Origin of the sequence: Bradyrhizobium sp. (assembly GCF_049798375.1) — a bacterium.
Classification (GTDB): Bacteria; Pseudomonadota; Alphaproteobacteria; order Rhizobiales; family Xanthobacteraceae; genus Bradyrhizobium.
The window spans coordinates 1-22,798 of record NZ_JBARGP010000259.1; the positions used below are offsets into that span (position 1 = coordinate 1).

The 22,798-nt window shown below is 65.1% G+C and carries 18 protein-coding genes; 12 read left to right on the plus strand and 6 right to left on the minus strand.

Annotated elements, in window-relative coordinates; genetic code table 11:
* Positions 1 to 92: 92 nt before the first annotated feature.
* Together WA702_RS11020 and WA702_RS11025 are read right to left on the minus strand one after the other, a co-directional pair.
* Positions 93 to 1,307: an ABC transporter substrate-binding protein gene (locus tag WA702_RS11020; protein ID WP_425110547.1), complete on the minus strand. Its 1,215-nt coding sequence runs from the start codon at positions 1,305 to 1,307 to the stop codon at positions 93 to 95.
* Between the two features lie 277 nt (positions 1,308 to 1,584).
* Positions 1,585 to 2,568 (minus strand): DnaJ domain-containing protein, encoded by a 984-nt coding sequence (locus WA702_RS11025; protein WP_425110548.1) that lies wholly within the window; start codon positions 2,566 to 2,568, stop codon positions 1,585 to 1,587.
* Positions 2,569 to 3,075: 507 nt separating this feature from the next.
* Here WA702_RS11025 and WA702_RS11030 point away from each other — a divergent pair.
* From WA702_RS11030 to WA702_RS11065, 8 genes are all read left to right on the plus strand, one after another.
* Positions 3,076 to 5,763, plus strand: coding sequence for a M1 family metallopeptidase (locus WA702_RS11030; RefSeq protein WP_425110549.1), 2,688 nt, complete (start codon positions 3,076 to 3,078; stop codon positions 5,761 to 5,763).
* A 69-nt stretch (positions 5,764 to 5,832) separates the two neighbouring features.
* A complete protein-coding gene (locus WA702_RS11035; RefSeq protein ID WP_425110564.1) occupies positions 5,833 to 6,708 on the plus strand; it encodes a dihydrodipicolinate synthase family protein in 876 nt (291 codons plus the stop codon).
* 151 nt (positions 6,709 to 6,859) lie between these two features.
* Positions 6,860 to 9,187, plus strand: a complete 2,328-nt coding sequence (locus tag WA702_RS11040; RefSeq protein ID WP_425110550.1) for a xanthine dehydrogenase family protein molybdopterin-binding subunit — start codon at positions 6,860 to 6,862, stop codon at positions 9,185 to 9,187.
* A 158-nt stretch (positions 9,188 to 9,345) separates the two neighbouring features.
* Positions 9,346 to 10,137, plus strand: coding sequence for an alpha/beta fold hydrolase (locus WA702_RS11045; protein ID WP_425110551.1), 792 nt, complete (start codon positions 9,346 to 9,348; stop codon positions 10,135 to 10,137).
* Positions 10,091 to 11,800 carry an ATP-binding protein gene (locus tag WA702_RS11050; RefSeq protein ID WP_425110552.1) on the plus strand — a complete coding sequence of 570 codons (1,710 nt, stop codon included), beginning with the start codon at positions 10,091 to 10,093 and terminating at the stop codon, positions 11,798 to 11,800. Before WA702_RS11045 ends, WA702_RS11050 begins: the two co-directional genes overlap by 47 nt.
* A gap of 139 nt (positions 11,801 to 11,939) precedes the next feature.
* On the plus strand, positions 11,940 to 12,566 hold the full coding sequence (locus WA702_RS11055; protein ID WP_425110553.1) for a LemA family protein: 627 nt from the start codon (positions 11,940 to 11,942) through the stop codon (positions 12,564 to 12,566).
* A 261-nt stretch (positions 12,567 to 12,827) separates the two neighbouring features.
* Entirely contained in the window at positions 12,828 to 13,724 is an 897-nt protein-coding gene (locus tag WA702_RS11060; RefSeq protein WP_425110554.1) for a TPM domain-containing protein, read from the plus strand.
* On the plus strand, positions 13,724 to 14,221 hold the full coding sequence (locus WA702_RS11065) for a TPM domain-containing protein (protein ID WP_425110555.1): 498 nt from the start codon (positions 13,724 to 13,726) through the stop codon (positions 14,219 to 14,221). The genes WA702_RS11060 and WA702_RS11065 overlap by 1 nt, the downstream gene beginning before the upstream one ends.
* Before the next feature lie 137 nt (positions 14,222 to 14,358).
* On the opposite strand, the gene WA702_RS11070 is transcribed toward WA702_RS11065, so the two are convergent.
* Entirely contained in the window at positions 14,359 to 14,652 is a 294-nt protein-coding gene (locus tag WA702_RS11070) for a hypothetical protein (RefSeq protein WP_425110556.1), read from the minus strand.
* A 108-nt stretch (positions 14,653 to 14,760) separates the two neighbouring features.
* Complete coding sequence (locus WA702_RS11075) at positions 14,761 to 15,744, minus strand: helix-turn-helix transcriptional regulator (protein WP_425110557.1); 984 nt, start codon at positions 15,742 to 15,744, stop codon at positions 14,761 to 14,763.
* A 96-nt stretch (positions 15,745 to 15,840) separates the two neighbouring features.
* Here WA702_RS11075 and WA702_RS11080 point away from each other — a divergent pair, with 96 nt between their 5' ends.
* Together WA702_RS11080 and WA702_RS11085 are read left to right on the plus strand one after the other, a co-directional pair.
* Entirely contained in the window at positions 15,841 to 16,485 is a 645-nt protein-coding gene (locus tag WA702_RS11080) for a glutathione S-transferase family protein (protein WP_425110565.1), read from the plus strand.
* A gap of 249 nt (positions 16,486 to 16,734) precedes the next feature.
* Complete coding sequence (locus tag WA702_RS11085; protein WP_425110559.1) at positions 16,735 to 19,107, plus strand: mechanosensitive ion channel domain-containing protein; 2,373 nt, start codon at positions 16,735 to 16,737, stop codon at positions 19,105 to 19,107.
* Between the two features lie 15 nt (positions 19,108 to 19,122).
* Here WA702_RS11085 and WA702_RS11090 read toward each other — a convergent pair whose 3' ends face one another.
* Positions 19,123 to 19,683 (minus strand): glycoside hydrolase family 19 protein, encoded by a 561-nt coding sequence (locus WA702_RS11090; RefSeq protein ID WP_425110560.1) that lies wholly within the window; start codon positions 19,681 to 19,683, stop codon positions 19,123 to 19,125.
* Positions 19,671 to 20,222 (minus strand): hypothetical protein, encoded by a 552-nt coding sequence (locus tag WA702_RS11095; protein WP_425110561.1) that lies wholly within the window; start codon positions 20,220 to 20,222, stop codon positions 19,671 to 19,673. Before WA702_RS11095 ends, WA702_RS11090 begins: the two co-directional genes overlap by 13 nt.
* Before the next feature lie 280 nt (positions 20,223 to 20,502).
* Here WA702_RS11095 and WA702_RS11100 point away from each other — a divergent pair, with 280 nt between their 5' ends.
* Complete coding sequence (locus WA702_RS11100) at positions 20,503 to 22,041, plus strand: DUF1800 domain-containing protein (protein WP_425110562.1); 1,539 nt, start codon at positions 20,503 to 20,505, stop codon at positions 22,039 to 22,041.
* A gap of 2 nt (positions 22,042 to 22,043) precedes the next feature.
* Positions 22,044 to 22,798, plus strand: a 755-nt coding sequence (locus tag WA702_RS11105; RefSeq protein WP_425110563.1) for a DUF1501 domain-containing protein, incomplete at its 3' end; no start/stop codon positions are given.

Below are 22,798 nucleotides of genomic sequence, written 5' to 3' on the forward strand. Positions count from 1 at the left end.
CGGCTTCATCTCACTACGTTCGATATTGCCACCCTCTCCCGCAAGGGGAGAGGGTGCAGCGAGATTGTCGAGACAGCGATGAGGTAAAGCTATCAGTTCTTGATATACGGACAGCCGCCTTCCGCCAGCGGGCGGAACGCCTGGTCGCCGGGGACGGTGGTCTGGTATTCGTAGAGGTCCCACTTGCTCTTGGATTCCTCCGGCTTCTTGATCCGCATCAGGTACATGTCGTGCACCATGCGGCCGTCCTCGCGGACCACGCCGTTTTGCGCGAAGAAGTCGTTGACCGGGGTCTTGCGCATCTGCGCCATCACGGTCTCGGTCTCAACCGAATTGGTCGCCGCCACCGCCTTGAAATAGTGCCGCAGCGCCGAGTTGACGCCGGCCTGATAGGCGGTCGGCATCGCGCCGTGGCGCTTGAAGAATTCGTTGGCGAAGACGCGCGTCTCCGGCGTGCGGTCCCAGTAGAACGAGTCTGTGAACAGCAAATCGTGCGCATGCGCAAGCCCGAGCGCGGGGACGTCGGTCAAGGTCACCTGCAGCGCCACCACCTGCATCGTGCTCCGGATGTTGAACTCATCGGCCTGCGCCACGGCATTGCGGAAGTCGGAGCCCGCATTGGCGAGCGCCAGCACCTTGGCGCCGGAGGACTGCGCCTGCAGCAGGAAGGACGAGAAGTCAGCCGTGTCGAACGGATGGCGCACGGCGCCGAGCACCTTGCCGCCGGCCGCATTGACCGCCTTGGTAGCGTCGCGCTCCAGCGCCTGGCCGAAGGCATAGTCCGCTGTGAGGAAGAACCACGGCGTGCCACCGCGCGCCACTACCGCCTTGGCGGTGGCGTTCGACGAGGCGTAGGTGTCGTAGGTCCATTGCACCGAGGTCGGCGAGCACTGCTTGCCGGTCAGGTCTGAGGAGCCGGAACCCGAGATCAGGAAGATCTTCTTCTTCTCGCGGGTGACGTTCTGGATTGCCAGCGCGACGGCGGAATTGACGCCCTCGGCAATGACGTCGATGCCTTTGTTGTCGATCCAGTTGCGCACGATGCCGACGGCGACGTCGGGCTTGTTCTGGTGATCGGCCGAGATGATCTCGATCTTGCGTCCGGCGACCGTGCCGCCGATCTCCTCGGCAGCCATCTGCGCCGATATTACCGAGCCGGTGCCGTTGCCATCGGCATATTGTCCGCTCATGTCAGTGATGATGCCGACCCGCAGCACGCCGTCTTCGGCGCGCACCGCGCTGCTCGCGCATAGAACGGCGGCGCCCAGCAACAAGATCCTGGCGGATGAAATCGTAACCTTCAGCATTTCGTCTCCCGAAAATTCTTCAATGTTATTTTCGGGAGCGAGAACTGCAGGATTTGCGCCGACCATACAATCTCGCGCGATGCATGGCGGCCCTGCGGCGCAAAAATGTCGCAGCTGTCAGCCCGGCAGGTTAGCCGACGCGACGTAGCTTCGCCGCTTCGGCCCAGGTGCAATTGCCGCCGCCCGCGCGCTTGACAGCGTAGAGCGCACAGTCGATCTCATGCAGGAGGCAGGAGCTGTGTCAGCCCGCTCAATGCCGGAGACCGGGAATTCCCGGTCAGTCCGTCAGTGAGGTACGCCGCTGCGATACCCGCGTCAGTTTCGGCGGATCGAGCTTCAGCGGATGCAGCGACTGCTTGCGCGCCATGGCGTCCATCACCGCGCGGTTCGTCTTTGCGATCCGCTTGGCGCTGGCGACGTCGGCGAAGGCGCGGTCGAATTTGTGTTGCCGATAGAGCACGAGACCGCGGTCCACATAGGCGTCCGAGAATTTCGGATCGAGCTGGATGGCGAGATCGAGATCGGCGACGGCGGCGGCCAGATCGCCCTTGCGATATGAGGCCATGCCGCGGTCGCGGTAGAATCTGGCGTCGTTGCTCGAAGGCGTGCCAGCTGCCGCCGGCGCGCTGGCGAGCGCCACCGTGGTCGGCGCCGCGCAGCCATTGCCTGACGATGCGCAAGAAGCGCGAGACTCGTCATCCGCTGCATTGATCGCGTCGGTCTGCTCGATTGCGTCCGGCTGCGCCAGCTTCTGCGGCAGGCTTCCGACCGTCTCGACGTCGGCCGCATCCGCCGACGCAGCAGTGGCGGGGTCCGGCATGCCGACCGCAACATCGACCAGCTTCGCCGTCGCCGGCATGATCTTGATCCTGTCGATCGCAACGAGGGTCGGCTTGAGCGGCGCAACGGAAGCGGCAGACACGTGCATGAACAGCAGATAGCCGGCGATCGTCGTCACGGCTGCGCCGGCGATTGCAATCACGCCGGAGGCGGCCTTATGCACCTTTGCCGCGGCTGCGCGCTTCGCTTCCTGTTGCTGCTCCTGGCGCGCGAGCTCCAGGAGATGATCATAGGCTGCCCGCTGATCGCGATCGCTCAGGATGTCGTTGGCGCGTACGATTTCACGAAAACGCAGCGCTGCATCGGCGTCGCCAGGCTTGACGTCGGGGTGGGTGCTCTTGACGGCCTTGCGGAACGCAGACCTCAGCTCTTCAGCATCGTCGTCCGGAAGAGCTCCGAGCAAATCGTAAAGCGTCTTCATCGTCGCTCTCGCCGCAGGGTCCTCTCGTGTCCGATCGAAATTCCCGCCGCGAATTTACGCTGGAGCACGCTTACTAACACACTATCTACACGCCGGATCATGCTGATCCAGTAGGGCGGAAAAATGACTGAATTGCGCGGAGTTGGGGCCATTTCTGTCGCCTTGCCGTCATCCAAACCCACGGTGCCGATGCCCCTTTGCCGATGCGCGCGTGCGCCAGGCATCGAGAACATACAACCCATGATTGCTTTCGCGCTCTCACCGGACGAGCGTCGCTGCGTCACAATCACGGTGAACGGAAAGTTTGAAACAGGTTTTAAGAATTAAGGTTAACGCGCCGGTAAACCGGGTGGGTGTTGCGGAACAATCACGCCGAGATGACCGGTCTGGATTGGAACCGTCTTATCTGCGTGCCGAACCCGCGCTATCATTGGCAACGATAATCCCGGCCGGGATGGATGCGGCGAGCGACGGGCGGAGCAATTGGTGCTGAGCGGGGAAGCTTCCATGTCGTCATTGTGGCCGCGTGGCGCGCGGCTCGGCATCATCGTGCTGCTGACGATGCTGCTGCCGGTTCCGCTTGCGGCAGAGCCGCTGTTCTCGTTCGACGCGACCCCGGGCAAGCTGCCGAAGACGGTCGTGCCGGTGCGCTACGACATCGATCTTGCGCCCGATCTGGACCAGCTGACGATCGCGGGCCGCGAGACCGTGGAGATCGAGCTGCGCCAGCCCACGGCGCAGATCACGCTCAACGCGGTGAACATGGCGATCGGCGAGGCTGGGGTGGACGAGGGCGTGCAGCGCGCCGCCGTCGCGCTCGATGCCGCGGCGGAGACCGCGACGTTGTCGTTTCCGCAAGCGCTGCCCGCGGGCGCACACCGCCTGAGCCTGCGCTTCACGGCGAAGATCAACCCGTTCGACCGCGGCCTGTTCTTCGTCGACTATCCGACCGGGCAAGGCACCAAGCGCATGATCTCGAGCCAGCTCGAAGCCACCGATGCGCGGCGGATCTTTCCCTGCTGGGACGAGCCGGCCTTCAAGGCGAGTTTCAAGCTGACCGTGACCGTGCCGCGATCGTTCATGGCCGTGTCCAACATGCCGGTTGCGAGCGAGGAGCAGGCGGCGCCGGACCACAAGCGGATCAGCTTCGCGCCGACGCCGAAGATGTCGAGCTATCTGTTCGTGCTCACGGCCGGCGAATTGGAGCGGATCACCGCAGACGCAGGCGGCGTCAAGGTCGGCGTGGTGACGACCCGGGGCAAGAGCGACAACGGCCGCTTCGCGCTGGACGAAGCCGTGAAGCTGCTCGGCTATTACAACGACTATTTCGGCGCGAATTTTCCGCTGCCGAAGCTCGATTTGATCGCGGTGCCCGGCGGCTATGGCGGCGCCATGGAGAACTGGGGCGGTATCACCTTCTTTGAAAGCCGGTTGCTGTTCGATCCGGCCGCGGATTCCGCTACGCATCGGCGCGACATCTTCAGCATCGTCGCTCACGAGATGGCGCATCAATGGTTCGGCGATCTCGTCACCATGGGCTGGTGGGACAATCTCTGGCTCAACGAGGGCTTTGCGAGCTGGATGCAGGAAAAGGCGGCCGAGCATTTCCATCCGCAATGGCGCAGCTGGCTCAATGGCTATGGCCAGAAGCAGTTCGCGATGGCGCTCGACGCCCGCCGCACCTCGCATCCGATCCAGCAGAAGGTGGCCGACGAGAGCGAGGCGATGCTCGCCTTCGACGGTATCACCTACAGCAAGGGCCAGGCCTTCATCCGCATGCTGGAGGCCTATCTCGGCGAGCGGCCGTTCCGCGACGGCATCCGCGCCTATATGGCCGCGCATGCCTATGCGAACACCACCACCGCCGATCTCTGGCAGGCGCTGGAGCAGGCGACCGGCAAGCCGGTCGCCTCGATCGCGGCGCCGTTCACCGAGCAGGCCGGCGTGCCGCTGGTCATTGCCGAGACCGACTGCCGCGACGGCGTCCAACAGCTTGCGTTGCGGCTGGACCGGTTCGCGATCATCCCCGCACGGTCTTTCGCCGGCGCCTCCGACGAGAACAGCCTGCCGGCCGTGCCCTGGAAACTGCCGGTTGCGTTTGCGCCCGTCGGCACAAGCGCGTCAGCCTCGGCCTTGCTGCTCGACGGCGCCGCGAACGTCGCAGCCGGAACCTGCGGCGCGCCGCTCAAGCTCAATGTCGGCAATGTCGGCTACTACCGCGTCAGCTATGGCGTGCGGAGCGGCGCGGCGCTCGCGGCGGTACTTGGCCAGATGGCGCCGGAGGACCGGCTCAACATGCTCACCGATGGCTGGGCCATGGTGGTCGGGCGGCGTACGGAGATGGCGTCATATCTCAGATTGGTCGAGCACCTCGGCACTGAGGACCAGCGCGCGGTATGGGATCAGGTGATCTCGAGCTTCGCGACACTCGACCGTCTGGCACGCGGCGAGCCCGAGCGCGATGCGCAGCGCGTCTATGCGCGTGCGCGGCTACGTCCGGTGTTCGACCGGCTCGGTTGGGACAGCGCGGGCCACGAGACCGTCCCGGCCGACGATGACGATACGTTGCTGCGTGCGCGGCTGATCCGCGTGCTCGGCGAGCTCGGCGACCCCGACATCCTGGGCGAGGCGCGCGCGCGTTTTGCGCGTTTCCTTGCCGATCCGCAGACGCTCGCGCCAAACTTGCGCGACAGCGTGAGCCATGTCGTCGGCCTCAAGGCCGATACCGGCACCTATGAGCAATTGCTGACGCTGGCGCGCGCCAGCACGGTGACCAGCGAGCGCGTGCGCTACTATCTGGCGGCTGCAAGCGCACAGGACCCCGCGCTCGCGGCGCGCAGTCTGGCATTGGCGCTGACATCGGAAGTCCCGGTGACGATCGTGGGTGCCATCATCGGCACCGTCGCCTCGTCAGGCGAGCAGCCGGAGCTTGCCTGGCGGTTCGTGCGCGATAATTTCGACGCGCTGCTGGCCCGGCTCGGTCCGGGCTTTCGCGACCAGATGGTGCCGAACCTGATGACGAATTTCGACGACGAGGCGCATGCGACCCAGCTTGCGCATTTCGAGCCCTCGCAGTCGACGGCCGGTGGCCGCATCGCCGTCGCCCGCGCGCTGGAGACGATTGCGATCACTGCCGATTTGAAGGGACGCGCGGTCCCGCAGCTTGCGGCCTGGATCAAGGCGCGCAAGCCGTAGATGACCTCCGCGTGGCCCGGTCGCCCGCTGCGCTTGCGGAGCGCGGTGCCCGGCCGCTATACCGATGAAATGGCTGATTTCCACGGTGTGTTTCCCTACCTCGTCTCGCCCGTCGATGCGGATGGCAACATCCGCACCGCGGTGCTCGGCCGGCTCTGCGACGACCTGATCAAGGCCGGCGTGCATGGGCTGACGCCGCTGGGCTCGACCGGCGAATTCGCCTATCTCGACCGGAGCCAGCGGATGACGGTGGTCGAGGCCACGATCGATGCCGCCAAAGGACGCGTGCCGGTCATCGCCGGCGTGGCGTCGACTGCGATCGCCGACGCGGTCGCGCAGGCCAAGGCCTATGAGAAGCGCGGCGCCGACGGCATCCTCGCGGTGCTCGAAGCCTATTTTCCGATCAGCGATGCCGGCGTCGAAGCCTATTTCCGCAGCATCGCGGACGCGGTCGAGATCCCTGTCGTGATCTACACCAATCCGCAGTTCCAGCGCTCGGATCTTTCGCTCGACGTGATCGCGAGCCTCGCTGAACACCCGCGCATCGGCTACATCAAGGATGCCTCCACCAATACCGGCCGGCTGCTCTCGATCATCAATCGTTGCGGCGACGCCATCAAGGTGTTCTCGGCTTCGGCCCATATTCCCGCCGCGGTGATGCTGATCGGCGGTCATGGTTGGATGGCTGGGCCCGCCTGCATCATCCCGCGGCAAAGCGTCGAGCTCTATGATCTCTGCAAGGCGTCGCGCTGGGACGATGCGTTGGCGCTGCAGAAGAAGCTGTGGCGCGTCAACGAGGCCTTCGCCCGCTTCAATCTCGCCGCCTGCATCAAGGCGGGCCTGTCCATCCAGGGCTACGACGTCGGCGACCCCATCCCGCCACAGGCCGCGCTGACTTCGGAGCAGCGCAAGCTGGTGGAAGAGGTGCTGCAGGGGCTGGGGTGAGTTCGCTTTTCGCCCGCGGCCGGCTCTCTCCACCTCGTCATTCCGCGGCCCGTCACTCCATGACGTCCCGGAATGACGGCAGCAGCGGTTGTTTCGGCCGGCAAATCCGCTAAAACGCCTGCCACATTTCGATAGGACGTGAAGGACGACGATGAACATTCTTCCCAACAACATGCGATTTGGTGCGGGCCAGCCGGTCAAGCGGCTGGAGGATCAGCGGCTCGTCACCGGGAAGGGGCACTTCATCGACGACAAGCCGGAAGACGGCGCGCTCTGGCTCCACGTGCTGCGCTCGCCGCACGCGCATGCGCAGATCGTCTCGATCGACACGAATGCGGCGCGCGCAATTGCCGGCGTCGAGGCGATCTTCACCGGCGCCGATCTGGTGGCCGACGACATCGGCACCATACCGACGCTCGCGATCTTCAAGCGGCCGGACGGCTCGCCGATGACGGTGCCGCCGCGCCGCCTGCTCGCCCACGAGACCGTGCGCTTCGCCGGCGAAGCGGTGGCGGCCATCGTCGCGACCTCGCGCGCGATTGCGCAAAACGCGGCGGAAGCCGTCGAGGTCGATTACAAGGTGCTGCCGGCGGTCGCTGATCCCGTCGAAGCGATCAAGCCAGGTGCGCCGGCGGTGTGGCACGAGGCGCCCGACAACATCGTGGCTGCGATGAGCTATGGCGATCCCGCCAGGGTCGAAGAGGCATTCGCCGATGCCGCGCATAAAGTCTCGCTCGATATCGCGAGCCAGCGCCTGGTCCCCTCCGCCATGGAGCCGCGCTCGACCATCGCCGAGGTCGAGCCAAACACCGGCCGCCTGATCCTGCATGTGCAGTCGCAGACGCCGGCCTCGACCCGCGACGTGCTGGCCGATGCCGTGCTCAAGCGGCCGAAGGAGTCCGTGCGTGTGCTGGTCGGCGACATCGGCGGCGGCTTCGGCCAGAAGACCAACCTCTATCCCGAGGACGGCATCGTCGCCTACGCCGCGACCAAGCTGAAGCGCAAGGTTCGCTGGCGCGGCGAGCGCACGGACGAATTTCTCGGCGGCACCCATGGCCGCGATCTCACCTCCACCGCCGAGTTCGCGCTCGACGCGAGGGGGCGCGTGCTGGCTTATCGCGTGCGCTCGATCGGCGCCACGGGCGCCTATTCGTCCGGTGCGGGCAACATCATTCCGCTGGTGCTGGGCCCGTTCGTGCAGACCGGCGTCTACGACCTGCCGCTGGTGCATTTCGAGGTCAAGACGGTGATGACGCACACCGCGCCGGTCGGCGCCTATCGCGGCGCGGGGCGGCCTGAGGCGGTATTCATCGTCGAGCGGCTGTTCGATGCGGCTGCGCGCCAGATCGGCATGGATCCGCGCGCCATCCGCAAGGTCAACTACATCAAGCCGGCGCAGCTGCCCTACACCAATGCAGTGGGCCAAGTGTATGATTCCGGGGCCTTCGCACACATGATGGAGCGTGCCTCCAAGCTGGCCGATTGGGACGGCTTCAACGCGCGTAAGCGCGAGGCCAAGAAGAAGGGCCTGCTCTATGGCCGCGGCCTGACCTCCTATATCGAGTGGACCGGCGGTCGCGCTCACACCGAGAAGGTCTCGCTGCACGCGACCGCGGAGGGCCGCGTCGTGCTGCATTCCGGCACCATGGCGATGGGGCAGGGGCTGGCGACCACCTACACCCAGATGATCGCCGAGTCGCTCGGCGTTGCCATGGACAAGATCGATGTCGTGCAGGGCGACACCGATCTGGCCACCGGCTTCGGCAGCGTCGGTTCGCGCTCGCTGTTCGTCGGCGGCACCGCGGTCGCGGTGTCCTCGAACGACCTGATCACCAAGGCCCGTGAAAAGGCTTCGAACCTGCTCGAGACCTCGGTCGAGGACATCGAGTATCGCGACGGCGTTCTCACCGTGGTCGGCACCGACCGCCGCATCAGCCTGTTCGATATCGCGCAGAAGGAGCAGGGCGCAAAGCTCTCGGTCGACAGCGAAGGCGAGGTCGACGGGCCGAGCTGGCCGAACGGCACACATATCTGCGAGGTTGAGATCGATCCCGAGACCGGCGTCACCCGCGTGGTGCGCTACACCACGGTCGATGACGTCGGCATCGCCGTCAATCCGATGCTGGTGGCCGGCCAGATCCATGGCGGCGTCGCGCAGGGCATCGGCCAGGCGCTGTATGAAGGCGTTTCCTATGATGCCGACGGGCAATTGCTGACCGCGACCTATCAGGACTACTGCATTCCGCGCGCCGACGACGTGCCCCCGATCGAAGTCACGCTCGACGATGCCGCCCCGTGCCGCACCAATCCGCTCGGCGCCAAGGGCTGCGGCGAGTCCGGCGCAATCGGCGGCCCGCCCTGCATCACCAACGGCGTGATGGATGCCTTGTTCGAGCTCGGCATCAAAAACCTGCAGACCCCGCTGACGCCGCAGAAGGTGTGGAAGGCGATCCACGACGTGAAGGTGGCGCGGGCGTGAGGATTGATCGCCAACACACCCCAACCCGATTGAACGCGTTGCTGCGCCCATGGTTCCACGAGACGTTCGCGCGGCGTATTCGCATGTAAGCTACGGACCATGTTACAAGCAGGCTTGTTGAGGCGCCCGTCGGATGCCTCACGAGCCGAAAGGGCAGTATGAGTATTCTTGCGCGCAACAACGTCGTCGTGAGCGGCAGCGGAAGCCGTCCCATGATCTTCGCTCATGGATTTGGCTGCGACCAGAACATGTGGCGCTTGGTGGCGCCTGCCTTTGAGCAGGAGTTCAGGACTGTTCTGTTCGACCATGTTGGCGCGGGCCGATCTGACCTGTCAGCCTATGACCGCACAAAGTACTCCCATCTGGGCGGCTACGCTGACGACGTTATCGAAATTTGCACGGACCTCGCGCTGGAAAGGCCGATCTTCGTCGGCCATTCCGTCAGCAGCATGATTGGCGTGCTTGCTGCTAATAAATGCCCGGAGCTGTTCGAAGCGCTTATTCTCGTTGGGCCTTCGCCACGATACATCGACGACGAGGGATATCGTGGAGGCTTCAGCAGCCAGCAGATTGAGGAGCTGCTCGAGTTTCTCGAGAGCAATCACATGGGTTGGTCCACCGCGATGGCTCCCGCCATCATGGGGAATTCCGATCGGCCGGAGCTCGCGGAGGAGCTGACTAACAGCTTCTGCAGGACGGACCCGGAGATCGCCAGGCACTTCGCCCGGACCACCTTCACGTCGGATAACCGCGCAGACCTTGGGAAAGTGGGAACTCCAAGCCTTATCCTACAGTGCAGCGACGACGTGATCGCACCTGTCTGCGTCGGAGAGTTCGTGCACGCGAAGATGCCTGACAGCCGTCTCGTCGTCATGCAGGCGACGGGGCACTGTCCGAACCTGAGTGCTCCTGAAGAGACCATCGAAGCGATCCGCTCCTTTGTCCACTAGCGAGACATCAGCAGTTTCCGGCGATTTCGCCGACCTGTTTGAGCACGCTCCCTGTGGATACCTGGCTACAGATCCGCAGGGACGCATCAGCATGGCAAACGCCACTTTTTGCGCGTGGACAGGGTTTTCCAAAGGCGATCTCGCCGGAAGGCGTTTCCAGGAGCTGCTGACGCTGCCCGGGCGCATCTACTTCGAAACGCATTTCGCGCCGCTGTTGCGCATGCAAGGCACGTTCAACGAAGTCGCCCTCGATCTCGTCCGTGCCTCGGGTGAGCGCATGCCCGTCCTCGTCAATGCGGTGGAACGGCAGAACGAGAACGGCGAGGTTCAATTCATCCGGATTTCGGTCTTCAACGCGACTGACCGGCGTCGCTACGAAACCGAGCTTCTGAAAGCCAAGCAGGAGGCGGAACGCGCGAACCAGGCGCTCCAGGAGCTCAACGCCACGCTTGAAGCGAGAATCGCCTCGGAGCTCGAGCAGCGGATGAAGGCCGAGGCGGCCTTGCGCCAGAGCCAAAAGATGGAAGCCATCGGCCAGCTCACCGGCGGCGTTGCGCACGACTTCAACAATCTGCTAACCGTGATCATCGGCGGCCTCGATGCGATGGATCGCGTGCTCCGCGGCCTGCCGGCGACACCCGAAACCGCACGGCTCAGCCGGCTCAGGGAAATGGCGTTCCATGGCGCCCGGCGGGCCGCGACCCTGACCTCCCGGCTGCTCGCATTTGCCAGGCGACAGGCTCTCGACCCCAAGGCAATCGACGTCAACCAGCTCATCAAGGGTATCGCTGACCTGCTGCAGCGAACGATCGGCGAGAGCATTGCATTCGAGGTGGTCACGGGCGCCGGCCTTTGGCATGCCGTCGCCGATCCCGCCGAACTCGAAAACGCGATCGTGAACCTCTCCGTGAACGCGAGAGATGCGATGCCGAACGGCGGCAGGCTCACGATCGAGACTGGAAATGCTCACCTGGACGAGGCTTACGTCGAGTCTCTCGACGAGCCGGTGGATCCTGGCCAGTACGTCATGATCGCCGTGACGGACACTGGCCACGGCATCGACAAGGAGACGTTATCCAAGGTCTTCGAGCCGTTTTTCACGACCAAAGAGATTGGCAAGGGGACGGGGCTCGGCCTCAGTCAGGTCTACGGATTTTTGCGTCAGAGCCATGGACATATTCGCATCTACAGCGAGGTCGGGCACGGCACCACGGTGAAGCTGTACTTGCCTCGCGCCAACCCGGCGCTTGCGGCGTTCCAGCCCGGCGAAAGAGAGGCAGGCGGTTACTACCGAGGGTCCGAGCGTATCCTCGTGGTCGAGGATGATGATGCGCTTCGCGCATTCAGCACGAGTGTGCTGAGAGAGCTCGGATACACGGTGCTGGAAGCCGCCAACGGGCGAACGGCACTCGACCTGCTGCAGGAGCGTGCAGATGTCGATCTGATCTTCACTGACGTGGTGCTACCGGGGGGTATGAACGGGCGCCAGCTCGTCGATCGCGCAAGGCAGATTCATCCGAGGCTCAAGGCTCTCTTTACGACCGGCTACACCCGGAACGCCATCGTGCATAACGGGACGCTCGATCCAGGCGTCGACTTGCTTGGCAAGCCGTTCACCGTTGCTGCGTTGTCCAAGAAGGTGCGCCAGATTCTGGACTTGTAAGGCTTGCGCCAGTCGTCGTAGCGACTGGTTCGTCTCGAAGGGAGCCGCCAGGCGGCGCACGTCCGTTCGACGGCTCTCATTGCGTCTTCAACAGGACTGTGCTGATAGATATCCGGACAATTCGCGAAGGGGTATTGCGATGCGCAGATTTTTGACCGTGCTGGCGGCGCTGGCGACGTTGAGCCTGACCAATTGCGGCTACAACGCGATCCAGACCAACGACGAGCAGGTCAAGGCCAACTGGTCCGAGGTCGTCAACCAGTACCAGCGCCGCGCCGATCTGGTGCCGAACCTCGTCAATTCGGTGAAGGGCTTTGCACAGCAGGAGAAGGACGTGCTGCTCGGCGTCACCAATGCCCGCGCCAAGGTCGGCAGCATCCAGGCGACGCCGGAGCTCCTGAACGACCCCGCCGCGTTCCAGAAATTCCAGGCGGCGCAGGGCGAGCTGACCAATGCGCTATCGAGGCTCCTGGTCGTCACCGAGAACTATCCGCAGCTCAAATCGGATGCGCTGTTCCATGACCTGATGTCGCAGCTCGAAGGCACCGAGAACCGCATCACGGTGGCGCGCAACCGCTACATCAAGTCGGTGCAGGAGTATAATATCGGCATCCGCACCTTCCCGAATAATCTGACCGCGATGGCGTTCGGTTACAAGGAGAAGCCGAATTTCACCGTCGACAATGAGCGCGAGATCTCGACCGCGCCTAAGGTCGACTTCAACGTGCCAAGCCCTAATGCGCCAAGCCCGGCACCGGCGAAGTAGGATGGCTAGCAGGCGGAGAGTGTCGATCAGTATTGGCGGTGGCGGTGCACTCCCTGTCCCCGTTCTTCACGGGAAGAGGGTTGGGGTGAGGGGCAGATGCGAAATCGGTCTAAGTCGGTTAGACCTGTACCCCCTCACCCGTATTGCATCTGACGATGCAATACGACCTCACAGCGCGAGCGAAGCTCGTCGCGCCCCCGAAGGCGGGGCGAGGTAAGAACCGTGCCCGCCGGACCGCCGAAGGCTTCATTGGGCAATCTCATGGTCTTCTTCCGAGCAGCGTTCACGGCATTTTTGCTATGCTTTGCATTTGGTGCGCGGGCCGAGGTAGCGATCCCACAGCTCACCGGGCGCGTCGTCGACCAGACCAACACGCTGTCGAGCGGCGATATCGCCACCCTGAACCAGAAGCTGACGGATCTGGAACGCCGCAAGGGCAGCCAGATCGCGGTGCTGATCGTGCCGACCACGCAGCCGGAAGACATCGCGCAGTTTTCCATCCGTGTCGCCGAGGCCTGGAAGATCGGGCGCAAGAAGGTGGATGACGGCGCGCTGCTGGTGGTTGCCAAGAACGATCACAGGCTACGGATCGAGGTCGGTTATGGCCTCGAGGGCGCCCTGACCGATGTGACGTCGCGGCGCATCATCGACGAGATCATCACGCCGAAGTTCAGGACCGGCGACTTCGCCGGCGGCATCAATGCCGGTGTCGACCGCATCATCGCGGTCACCAATGGCGAGCCGTTGCCGGCGCCGCAGCCGCAGGCCTCACACGGCGTGGATCTGAATTGGGATACGATGACATCGCTGGCGCCCTTCGTGCTGATCGGCGCCATCATCGGCGGCGGCATCCTGCGCGCCATGCTCGGCCGGCTGCTCGGCTCGGTGGCGACCGGCGGCCTGTTCGGTTTGATCGCGTGGATCGTGGCCAGCTCGGCCCTCGCGGCGATCCTGGTCGGTCTTGTTGGCTTCGTGATCGCGATGTTCGCGGACGCCGTCAACAATTCGGGGCCGCCGACCCGCGGCCGCTCCGGCGGCTGGGTGGGCGGCGGCTCCTCCTCCGGCGGCTGGAGCAGCGGCAGCAGTTCGAGCGACAGTGGCGGCTTCTCCGGCGGAGGCGGCAGCTTCGGCGGCGGCGGCGCCTCGGGGAGCTGGTGATGGGCATTGGACGCATTGCGCGGCACCTGATCGAGCATCATTGGCAGGTGCGGCGGATCTTCACGCCTGCCGTGCGCGATCGCATCGCGCAAGCGATTCACGCCGGCGAGGCCACGCATGCAGGGCAGGTGCGCTTCGTGGTGGAAGGCGCGCTCGACGGCGCGCCGCTATTCCGCAACCAGCCGGCGCGGCAGCGCGCGCTGGACGTCTTCTCGCATTTGCGGATTTGGGACACCGCGCACAACAATGGCGTCCTGATTTATCTTTTGCTCGCCGATCGCGATGTCGAGATCGTCGCCGATCGCGGCGTCGATGCGCGGGTCGGCCAGGCCGGCTGGGATGCGATCTGCCGCGACATGGAAGCCGCGTTCCGTGTCGGTCGTTTCGAGGACGGCGTCGTCAACGGCATCGCGGCGGTGTCGCGCGAGCTCGCGCGACACTTTCCGCCACAGGCCGATCAGCGCAACGAGTTGCCGGATCAGCCGGTCGTGATGTGAAAGGACTGCTTATCCGAGCCGGTGCTTGACGTAGAGCGCGAGCGGTACGGCATAGAAGAAATGCGACATGAAGCCGCCGATGATCACCATCGGATTGAACGTCGCCTCATAGCCGCGGCGGCGGAAGCTCGGCCAGATCAGCGGAAGACGATGCCCCAGGCGAGCGCGAAGACGAAATGAATCCCGGTGCCGACGAGATACGAGATCGCGCCGAGCTCGTCCTGCACGCCCTTGCCGAACACCAGCCCGGCGGCGTTGCGCGGAATGCCCGCGAGCGGCATCAGCTGTTGCACGCCGACCCAGACGATCGCCTCGTAGATCCAGATGATCACGCCGCAGAGCAGGCCGCCGACCAGCCCCGCGCGAACAGCGAGATGCCGATCCGAGCTCAGAGCATGCGCGGCATCGTTCGTCGCAACAGACGTGCTCATGTCATCCTCCCGATATGTTTATTGTCCCCTTGTGCCCCAGACCTTAGCGCCGAAGCCGTCACCTCGAAAGAGGCCAAGTTGCGAGAAAGTTATTTTGCAACGGGAGCGTTAGTTAGAATGAGCACTCGCGCGATAACGTTCGGCCATCGTCTGCGTCAGCTCCGTCATCCTTGCACGCAACGCTTGCGGCGCCAGCACCTCGGCCTCGGGTCCGAGCCGCAGCAACTCGGCGGCGGCGTGCCAATCGGTGGTGCCGATCGGAATCGTCGCGGTGCGCCAGCCATTTGCATCCGCATCGTCGGCGATGCGCAGCCGCGCTTTCACATAAGGCTGGGTCAACGCCTCCAGCAGCCTGATGCCAAGCGGTGAGAGCCGCACCGTCGCCTCGCGCGGATGCATCTCGGCCTCGAGCCGCTCGGTCGCATTGCGCCAATAGGCTCCGAGATCGAAATCGGCGGATCGCGCGAAGCTCTCGCTCTGCACGGCGCAATCGAGAATGCGGGCGACGCGATAGGTGCGGACATCGTCGCCGACCCGGCCGGCGAGATACCAGTTGCCGCCTTTCAGCACGAGGCCGAGCGGCGCCACGCGCCGGCGCTTCTCGGCTCGCCAGCTCTGGTAGCGGATCTCGATCAGGCGGTCGGCGAGCAGCGCGTCGGCGATGGCGCGCAGATGCTGCGGCTCCTCGGCCTCGCCGAACCAGCCGGGCGCGTCGAGATGAAACCGCGCCTGCATCCGCGTCGCACTTTCGCGCAAGGCCGCCGGCAGCGCCGCGACCAGCTTGTCCTGCGCCGCGCTCATGGCGCCATCGAGCCCCAGCGCCGCGGCGGGTCCCGGAAGTCCTGCGAGGAATAGCGCATCGGTTTCCGGCAGCGACAGCCCGTTCAGCCGCACCCGATAGCCGTCGAGCAGGCGAAAGCCGCCGCCCGCGCCGCGCTCGGCATAGACCGGGATGCCGGCCGCCGACAGCGCATCGACATCGCGATAGATCGTGCGCACCGAGACCTCGCAGGCCTCGGCCAGCTCGGGCGCAGTGACCCGGCCCCGTGCCTGCAGGGTGGTGAGGATGGAGAGGAGGCGACTGGCGCGCATATCGTCGTTAAAACATACCCGACACAGGATGTCAGGTATGCTGGTTTAAAAGCGTGCTGTCCTAGAGGAGGGGACCTGCCCATGACCCAAGCGCCTATGAACAGAGACGATCGCATTACGCTGTACTACTCGCCGCAGACCCGCGCCGGCGGCACACGCGTGCTGCTGGAGGAGCTTGGTGCTCCCTACGATCTCCATGTCCTCAACATGAAGGCGGGCGAGCAGCGCAAGCCGGCCTATCTCGCCATCAATCCGCTCGGCAAGGTGCCCGCGATCGGCCATCGCGGGCAGCTCGTCACCGAGCAGGTCGCCATCTACATCTACCTGGCCGATCTGTTTCCGCAGGCCGGACTGACGCCTGCCATCGACGATGTCAGGCGGGGGCCTTATCTGCGCTGGATCAGCTATTACGGCTCGTCCTTCGAGCCTGCGCTGATCGATCGCGCCATGAAGCGCGAGCCGGCACCGGCCACGCAGTCGCCCTATGGCGACTACGACACCATGCTTGGCGCTCTGCAGGCGCAGCTCAGCAAAGGAGCCTATCTGCTCGGCGAGCGGATGACGGCGGCCGACGTGCTGTGGGGCACCGCCTTGAACTGGACCATGATGTTCGGGCTGGTGCCGAAGAACGATGTGTTCACAGCCTACACCGAGCGCATGATCGCGCGGCCGGCCTTCAAGAAGGTGACCGTTGAAGACGCCGAGCTGGCGGCGCAGCACGCGGCGGCGGTCGGAAGCTGATACATGCGTGAACCTGAGGCCGGACAATCGTCCGGCCTCATGGATTCAAATGGGATGGGTCAAATGGCCGTGAACAGCAATCGTATGAGGTGAGCTTCAGGCGTCGCGCGGAAATGCCAAGATAATGCCGTTGCATCAGCACACTTCCGACACACGATCTCGGCGAAAAGGCGCGCTCCGACATGATGCATGGCCATGCGCCGCTTGAGGATTCGAAGCGGCCGCTGTGCTCCGATTTATGAGGCCTTCGTGTCGCACAGACTGCTCTCTGCCATCCTCCTCGTCGCAAGCCTGCTCATTCCTCCCGCCTTCGCGCAAAACGGCGCTTCGCCAGCGTCAACTGCCGTGCCTGCCAACAATGCGCTCACGCCCGAGCAGGCGCGGCGCGCGCTCGACACGCTGCAGGACGACGCCAAGCGCACCCAGATGATCGACACGTTGCGCGCGATCGCCAACGCCACGCCGCCGGCGCAAGCCGCACAGCCCAATTCGCCGGAACAGCCCGCGCCGGAGCACAAGCCGGCCATTCCGCTCACCGCCGACAGCCTCGGCGCGCAGCTGCTGCTGACGGTCTCCGGGCAGGTCAGCGACATCTCGAAACAGGTCGCCGATGTCGCGCGCACGCTGACGCATTTCAAGGCGTTCTATTGGTGGTTCGTGCGCACCGCCAATGATCCCGCGGCCTATGGCCAACTGCTCGATACCGCCTGGAAGCTGGCGCTGGTGCTCGCCTGCGCGCTCGCGGTCGAATGGCTGATCTTCCGTCTCATCGGGCGACCGCTCGCCTATCTGGAGGGCCACGTGCCGTGGGCCGCGCGCGTGCCCGCGCCGGCATTGGCGATGGCCGATCCGCCATCCTCCGCAGCGGATATCCTCGCCGAGCCGGAGCCGCATCGGCGCCGGATCTCGCTCGCGCGCCTCTGGCAGTCGTTGATCAGGCTGCCCTTCGTACTCGGACGGCTGCTGTTGGAGCTGCTGCCGGTGCTCGCTTTCGTCGGCGTTGCCACCAGCCTGCTCGGCACCGAGATCGGCGACATGCCGACCTCGCGGCTGGTGATCCTTGCGGTCGTCAATGCCTACGCCGTTTCGCGCGTGCTGATCTGCGCGGTACGTGCCCTGTTTGGGCCGTTCGGCCTGTTGCGAATCCCTGCCGAGACCGCGGCCTATATCGAGATCTGGACTCGCCGCATCGTCGCGGTCGCGGTGTCGGGCATCTGCTTTGCCAATGTCGCCCTGCTGCTCGGCCTGCATCGCGCCGGCTATTGGGCCCTGCTGCGGCTGGTGATGCTGGTCGTGCATCTGTTTGTTGTCGTGATCATCCTGCAATGCCGCCGTCAGGTCGCCGGCCTGATCCGCGCCCCGACCGGGCGCGTCGGCATTGCCGCCCGCGCGCGCAACCGTGCCGCCGCGCTGTGGCACTATCTTGCGATCGCGATCGACATTGCGTTGTGGGCGGTGTGGGCGCTCAACATCCGCAACGGCTACTCGCTGATGCTGCAATATTTCGTCGGCACCATCGCGGTGGTGCTGATCGCGCGCCTCGTCACGGTGGTGGCGCTCGGCCTGATCGATCGCGGCTTTTCGATCCCACACGACATCCTGCAGCGTTTCCCCGGACTGGAAGCCCGCGCCAACCGTTATCTGCCGGTGCTGCGCCGGATGGTGGCCGGCATCATCGCCTTCATCGGTCTCGTCGCGGTGCTGGAGGTCTGGGGCGTCGATGCCATCGTCTGGTTCTATGGCGGCCAGATCGGCAGCCGGTTGCTGTCGGCCTTCGCCACCGTCGCGATCGCGGCCTTCGTGGCGGCGGCGGTCTGGGAAATCAGCAACGCGCTGATGGATCGCCAGATCGACACGCTGTCGCGCGGCGGCCACTTCGCGCGCGCGGCGCGGCTGCGGACTTTTCAGCCGATGCTGCGCACCGCGCTGCTCTGCGTGATCGTCACCGTGGTCGGGCTGACTGCGCTGAGCGAGATCGGCGTCAACGTCGCGCCGCTGCTTGCCGGCGCCGGCATCGTCGGCATCGCCATCGGCTTCGGCTCGCAGAAGCTGGTGCAGGATTTGATCACCGGCCTGTTCCTGCTGATCGAGAATGGCGTCCAGGTCGGCGACGTCGTCAACGTGGCCGGGCTGTCGGGCACGGTGGAGAATGTTTCAATTCGCACCATCCGCCTGCGCGCCGGCGACGGCGCGGTGCATATCGTGCCGTTCAGCGCGGTGACCACGATCACCAATGCAAGCCGCGGTGCCGGCAATGCGGCCGTCAGCGTCAGCGTCGCCTACAAGGAGGACACTGATCGCGCCGGCGATATCCTCAAGGACATCGTCGCCGAGATGCGCCGCGAACCGGAATATCGGATGGCGATTCGCGGCGATCTGGAATTGTGGGGCGTCGACAAGGTCGACGGGACGATGGCGACCATTGTCGGCCAGATCCGCTGCACCGATTCCGGCCGCTGGCCGGTGCAGCGCGAATTCAACCGCCGCATGAAGCGCCGTTTCCAGGAACGCGGCATCGAGATCGCATCTGGTGGACAGACCATCCTGATGGCGATCCCGATGGCGGCGAGCGCCGACGACGCGGATACGATGCCACGGCGCGCGGCGCGGGCAGGGCACTGATCGTTCGATCGCCAATCAGCCGCCGAACGCTTGCAGGAACGCGTCAGCATCGGCGATGCGCTGCGCGTTGCCGAGCATCGCCGCACCATTGACCTTGCGCGTGATCTGCGACAGCGCCCAGACATCTGCCAGCGGCAGGCAGCCTTTTGAGGCCAGATACCAGCAGCCCGACATCGCCGCACCGGCCGGCGTCTCGCAATAGCGGGCCGCCTGCTCGGCGGTCATGTCGACCGGGGTTCCGAACTCGGTATATATGGTGCGACCGGTGAGCTGGATCAGGCCGCGGCCGCGGAATCGATAGCCGTCGCCGGAGGCTTCGTCACCGTTGCCGTTTCTGCCGGCATAGGCGCGGTTGGCCAGCGCCACGGGATTGTCGACGCAGCTCTCGGCCACGTCGGCGGTCGGAAACTGCTCGGGAAACACCTGGCAGATGCGCGCGGCCGTGGTGTAGCGCAGATCCTCGACGACCTCCCGGAAGCTCGGTCCCCCCTCGACCAGGAATTGCCCGATCGCCGCCGCCATGCGCCGGTTGGTGTTGAAGTCATAGCGCGCGAACGCGGCGCTTAGCACCGGCACCCAGATGGCGGTGTCGACACGTGGTGCGCATTCCTGAAACGCTGTCGTGAGTCCCGGCACGACATCTGCGGTCGGAGCGATCGCCGGCTGCTGGGGCGGCAATCGCTGCGGGACTGCGACGCCAGCCTGAGCCGGTGGTCCGGCGGCAGCAGCGACAGGGGAGGACCCACCGGCTGGGCCGGCTGCTTCGGTGCCGGGGGGACGAACAGCGACAGCGAATTCTCGATGAAGTCGGTGCCGGCGTAACCGGCCGCCGCGATGCCGAGCAGGAACGTCATGTGGTTGAGATCGATGTGCTCGAAATTGCTCAAGCCCACCGACAGTCCCGCAAGGATGCCGGCAATGAAGCCGATCATCAGGCTGATCACCAGATAAGCGGCGTTGAACTCGGCCTGATGCGTCGGCGCGTTGGCAATCGTCATCGCCTTGAGGCCGACCGCGGCGCGTGCGCCTTGGCCGATCAGTCCCATCAATCCGCAAAGCAGCAGGATCGAGAGCACCGAGCTGCTCCCGACCGTCGCTGCGGCCGCATCGTTCATGATGATCCCCCGCAATGAGCACGGAGACTGTGCGAGCCCTCGCGTGCCGGCGCGAAAGGGTCGCACAATTATTGATAAGTGAGAAATTGATTTTCACTCTCCCGGCGAGTTTGTTAACCTGGCTCGCGGTGCGCTACGACGGTCGTGTCGCATCTGCCGTTCCATTCCGGCTTGCACGGTTCAACTTCAAATGCTACGGTATGTAGCATTACATCTGGTCGTCAAACAGCGGAGGCCGGCGGGTATCGCCCGGCCGTCGCCCTGATCGTTCGGTGCGCCCATGAACAATCCCGCAGAGGCTGAAGCCGTGCTCGCCTTGAACCGGTTCGGCCTTGGGCCGCGGCCAGGCTCGATCGCGGCGATCGCCAGCGATCCGCGCGGCGCGCTGTTGGCCGAACTGGACCGGCCGTCGACGCTGCTCGCGGCGGCATCGGCACTGCCATCGAGCGGCCAGGCGCTGCGCACGGTCGCCGAGTTCAATGACAGGCGGCAGGCCAAGATCAGGGCAGCCAAGCGCGCCGACGATCAGGCCAAGAAAGCGCAAGCCAAACAGGATCAAGCCAAACAGGATCAAGCCAAGCAGGATCAAGCCAAGCAACCGCAGATGGCGGATGCGGGCGCGTCGGCTTCGCCGAATGCGGCCATGATGGCTGCCGCGACGCCCGAGAAGGCCGGCGATGACGCTGAAGCAAAAGCGATGGCGGCCGCCGACAAAGTGCCGAATCCGCGGGAGAAGATCTATCTGGACGAGGCGAGAGCTCGCACCGAAGCGGCATTGACTGCGGAGATCGGCTTCACGGAACGCCTGGTCTGGTTCTGGTCCAACCATTTCTGCGTCTCGGCAGACGTCATCCGCAGCATGGCCGGCGCCTATGAGCGCGAGGCGATACGGCCTCATGTGCTCGGCCGCTTCGTCGATCTCACGCTCGCGGCGGAAGGCCATCCGGCGATGCTGTACTATCTCGACAATCTCGGCTCGATGGGCGCGAACTCGACCGCCGGACTCAACCGCGCCCGCGGCCTCAACGAGAACATGGCGCGCGAGGTCATGGAGCTGCATACGCTCGGCGTGCGCTCGGGCTACAGCCAGGCCGACGTCACCAGCTTCGCCAATGTGCTGACCGGCTGGAGCTGGCTGCCGCCGGCGGACAACCCCGAACATGGCGGCGAGTTCAGCTTCAATCCGCGCCTGCATGAGCCGGGCGCGCAGACCGTGCTGGGGAAGAGCTATGCCGACGAAGGGGTCGAGCAGGGACGTGCCGTGCTGCGGGACTTCGCCGCACATCCGGCCACCGCGCATCATCTGGCTGACAAGATGGCCCGCCATTTCATCGCCGACGTGCCGCCTCCCGAGCTGGTGGAGCGCATGGCGAAGGTGTTTCTCGACACCTCCGGCGATCTCAAGGAGATCGCCAGGACGATGGTCACGTCGTCAGAAGCCTGGGCCATGCCGCCGGCCAAGCTGAAGCGTCCGAGCGAATGGGTGGTCGGCATCGTGCGCGCTGCCGGCATCACCGCAGTCGATCCCAAACGCTACACCGGCGGGCAGGCCCTGCTCGGCGAAGGGTTGTGGCGACCGCCGGCGCCGAAGGGATTTGCCGACGACGAGGCGAGCTGGATCGACGGCATCGGCCGGCGTCTCGACATCGCCAACAATGTCGCCGAGCGCGAAGCGGGTCAGCTCGATCCGGACTATGTCATCGAGACCGTGCTCGAAGGCTGCGTGTCGGCGGACCTCAGACAGACGATCAGCCGCGCCGAAAGCCGCCAGCAGGCGCTGGCGCTGCTGTTCATGGCGGCGGAATTCCAGAGGAGGTGACCATGGCCAATTTCCACCTTCCCACAAGGCGCGAGCTCCTGCTCGGCTCCGGCGCGTTGTTCGCCTGGACCCAGATGCCGCGGCTGGCGCGCGCCGAAGGGCGCGACCCTCGTTTGCTCGTGATCGTGCTGCGTGGTGCACTGGACGGGCTCGGTGTGGTGGCGCCGGTCGGCGATCCCGACTGGGTCGCGCTGCGCGGTGATCGTGCGCTGCTGCTGGACGGTAAGCCGCCAGCACTGCCGCTCGACGGCTTCTTCGCGCTCAATCCGGCGATGCCGAATTTGCACCGGATGTATCAGGCCAAGCAGGCGCTGATCGTCCATGCCGCGGCGACGCCCTATCGTGAGCGCTCGCATTTCGATGGCCAGGACGTGCTGGAGAGCGGGCTGGCGCGTCCCGGCGCCACCGATACCGGCTGGCTCAATCGCGCACTATTGGCGATGCAGTCCGATGGTCGGGTCGATCTGCGCGACAGCCGCGCGCTCGGTGTTGGCCAGGTCACACCGCTGATCGTGCGCGGCAAGGCGCAGGTGATGTCATGGGCGCCGCCGCGCCTGCTGCCAGCCAGTGATGATACGCAGGCGCGCCTACTCGAGCTCTACCGCCACACCGATCAGAGGCTCGCCACGGCGCTCGATGAGCGGATCCGGCTGGCGGCGATCGGCGGCACCACGGCGATTCCCGATCCGATGGCCGACGCGCCCCAGGGAGCCGCGGGCGGCGCGCAGGCGCGCGCCTATTTCGCCGAGGCCGCGGG

Bases quoted from the DNA above. Each gene is read 5' to 3' on its own strand.
- WA702_RS11035 (WP_425110564.1), top strand. From the start codon at position 5,833: ATGGCTGATTTCCACGGTGTGTTTCCCTACCTCGTCTCGCCCGTCGAT.
- WA702_RS11060 (WP_425110554.1), top strand. From the start codon at position 12,828: ATGGTCTTCTTCCGAGCAGCGTTCACGGCATTTTTGCTATGCTTTGCA.
- WA702_RS11095 (WP_425110561.1), bottom strand. From the start codon at position 20,222: ATGAACGATGCGGCCGCAGCGACGGTCGGGAGCAGCTCGGTGCTCTCG.
- WA702_RS11025 (WP_425110548.1), bottom strand. From the start codon at position 2,568: ATGAAGACGCTTTACGATTTGCTCGGAGCTCTTCCGGACGACGATGCT.
- WA702_RS11100 (WP_425110562.1), top strand. From the start codon at position 20,503: ATGAACAATCCCGCAGAGGCTGAAGCCGTGCTCGCCTTGAACCGGTTC.
- WA702_RS11065 (WP_425110555.1), top strand. From the start codon at position 13,724: ATGGGCATTGGACGCATTGCGCGGCACCTGATCGAGCATCATTGGCAG.
- WA702_RS11045 (WP_425110551.1), top strand. From the start codon at position 9,346: ATGAGTATTCTTGCGCGCAACAACGTCGTCGTGAGCGGCAGCGGAAGC.
- WA702_RS11030 (WP_425110549.1), top strand. From the start codon at position 3,076: ATGTCGTCATTGTGGCCGCGTGGCGCGCGGCTCGGCATCATCGTGCTG.
- WA702_RS11040 (WP_425110550.1), top strand. From the start codon at position 6,860: ATGAACATTCTTCCCAACAACATGCGATTTGGTGCGGGCCAGCCGGTC.
- WA702_RS11070 (WP_425110556.1), bottom strand. From the start codon at position 14,652: ATGAGCACGTCTGTTGCGACGAACGATGCCGCGCATGCTCTGAGCTCG.
- WA702_RS11075 (WP_425110557.1), bottom strand. From the start codon at position 15,744: ATGCGCGCCAGTCGCCTCCTCTCCATCCTCACCACCCTGCAGGCACGG.
- WA702_RS11055 (WP_425110553.1), top strand. From the start codon at position 11,940: ATGCGCAGATTTTTGACCGTGCTGGCGGCGCTGGCGACGTTGAGCCTG.
- WA702_RS11020 (WP_425110547.1), bottom strand. From the start codon at position 1,307: ATGCTGAAGGTTACGATTTCATCCGCCAGGATCTTGTTGCTGGGCGCC.
- WA702_RS11080 (WP_425110565.1), top strand. From the start codon at position 15,841: ATGAACAGAGACGATCGCATTACGCTGTACTACTCGCCGCAGACCCGC.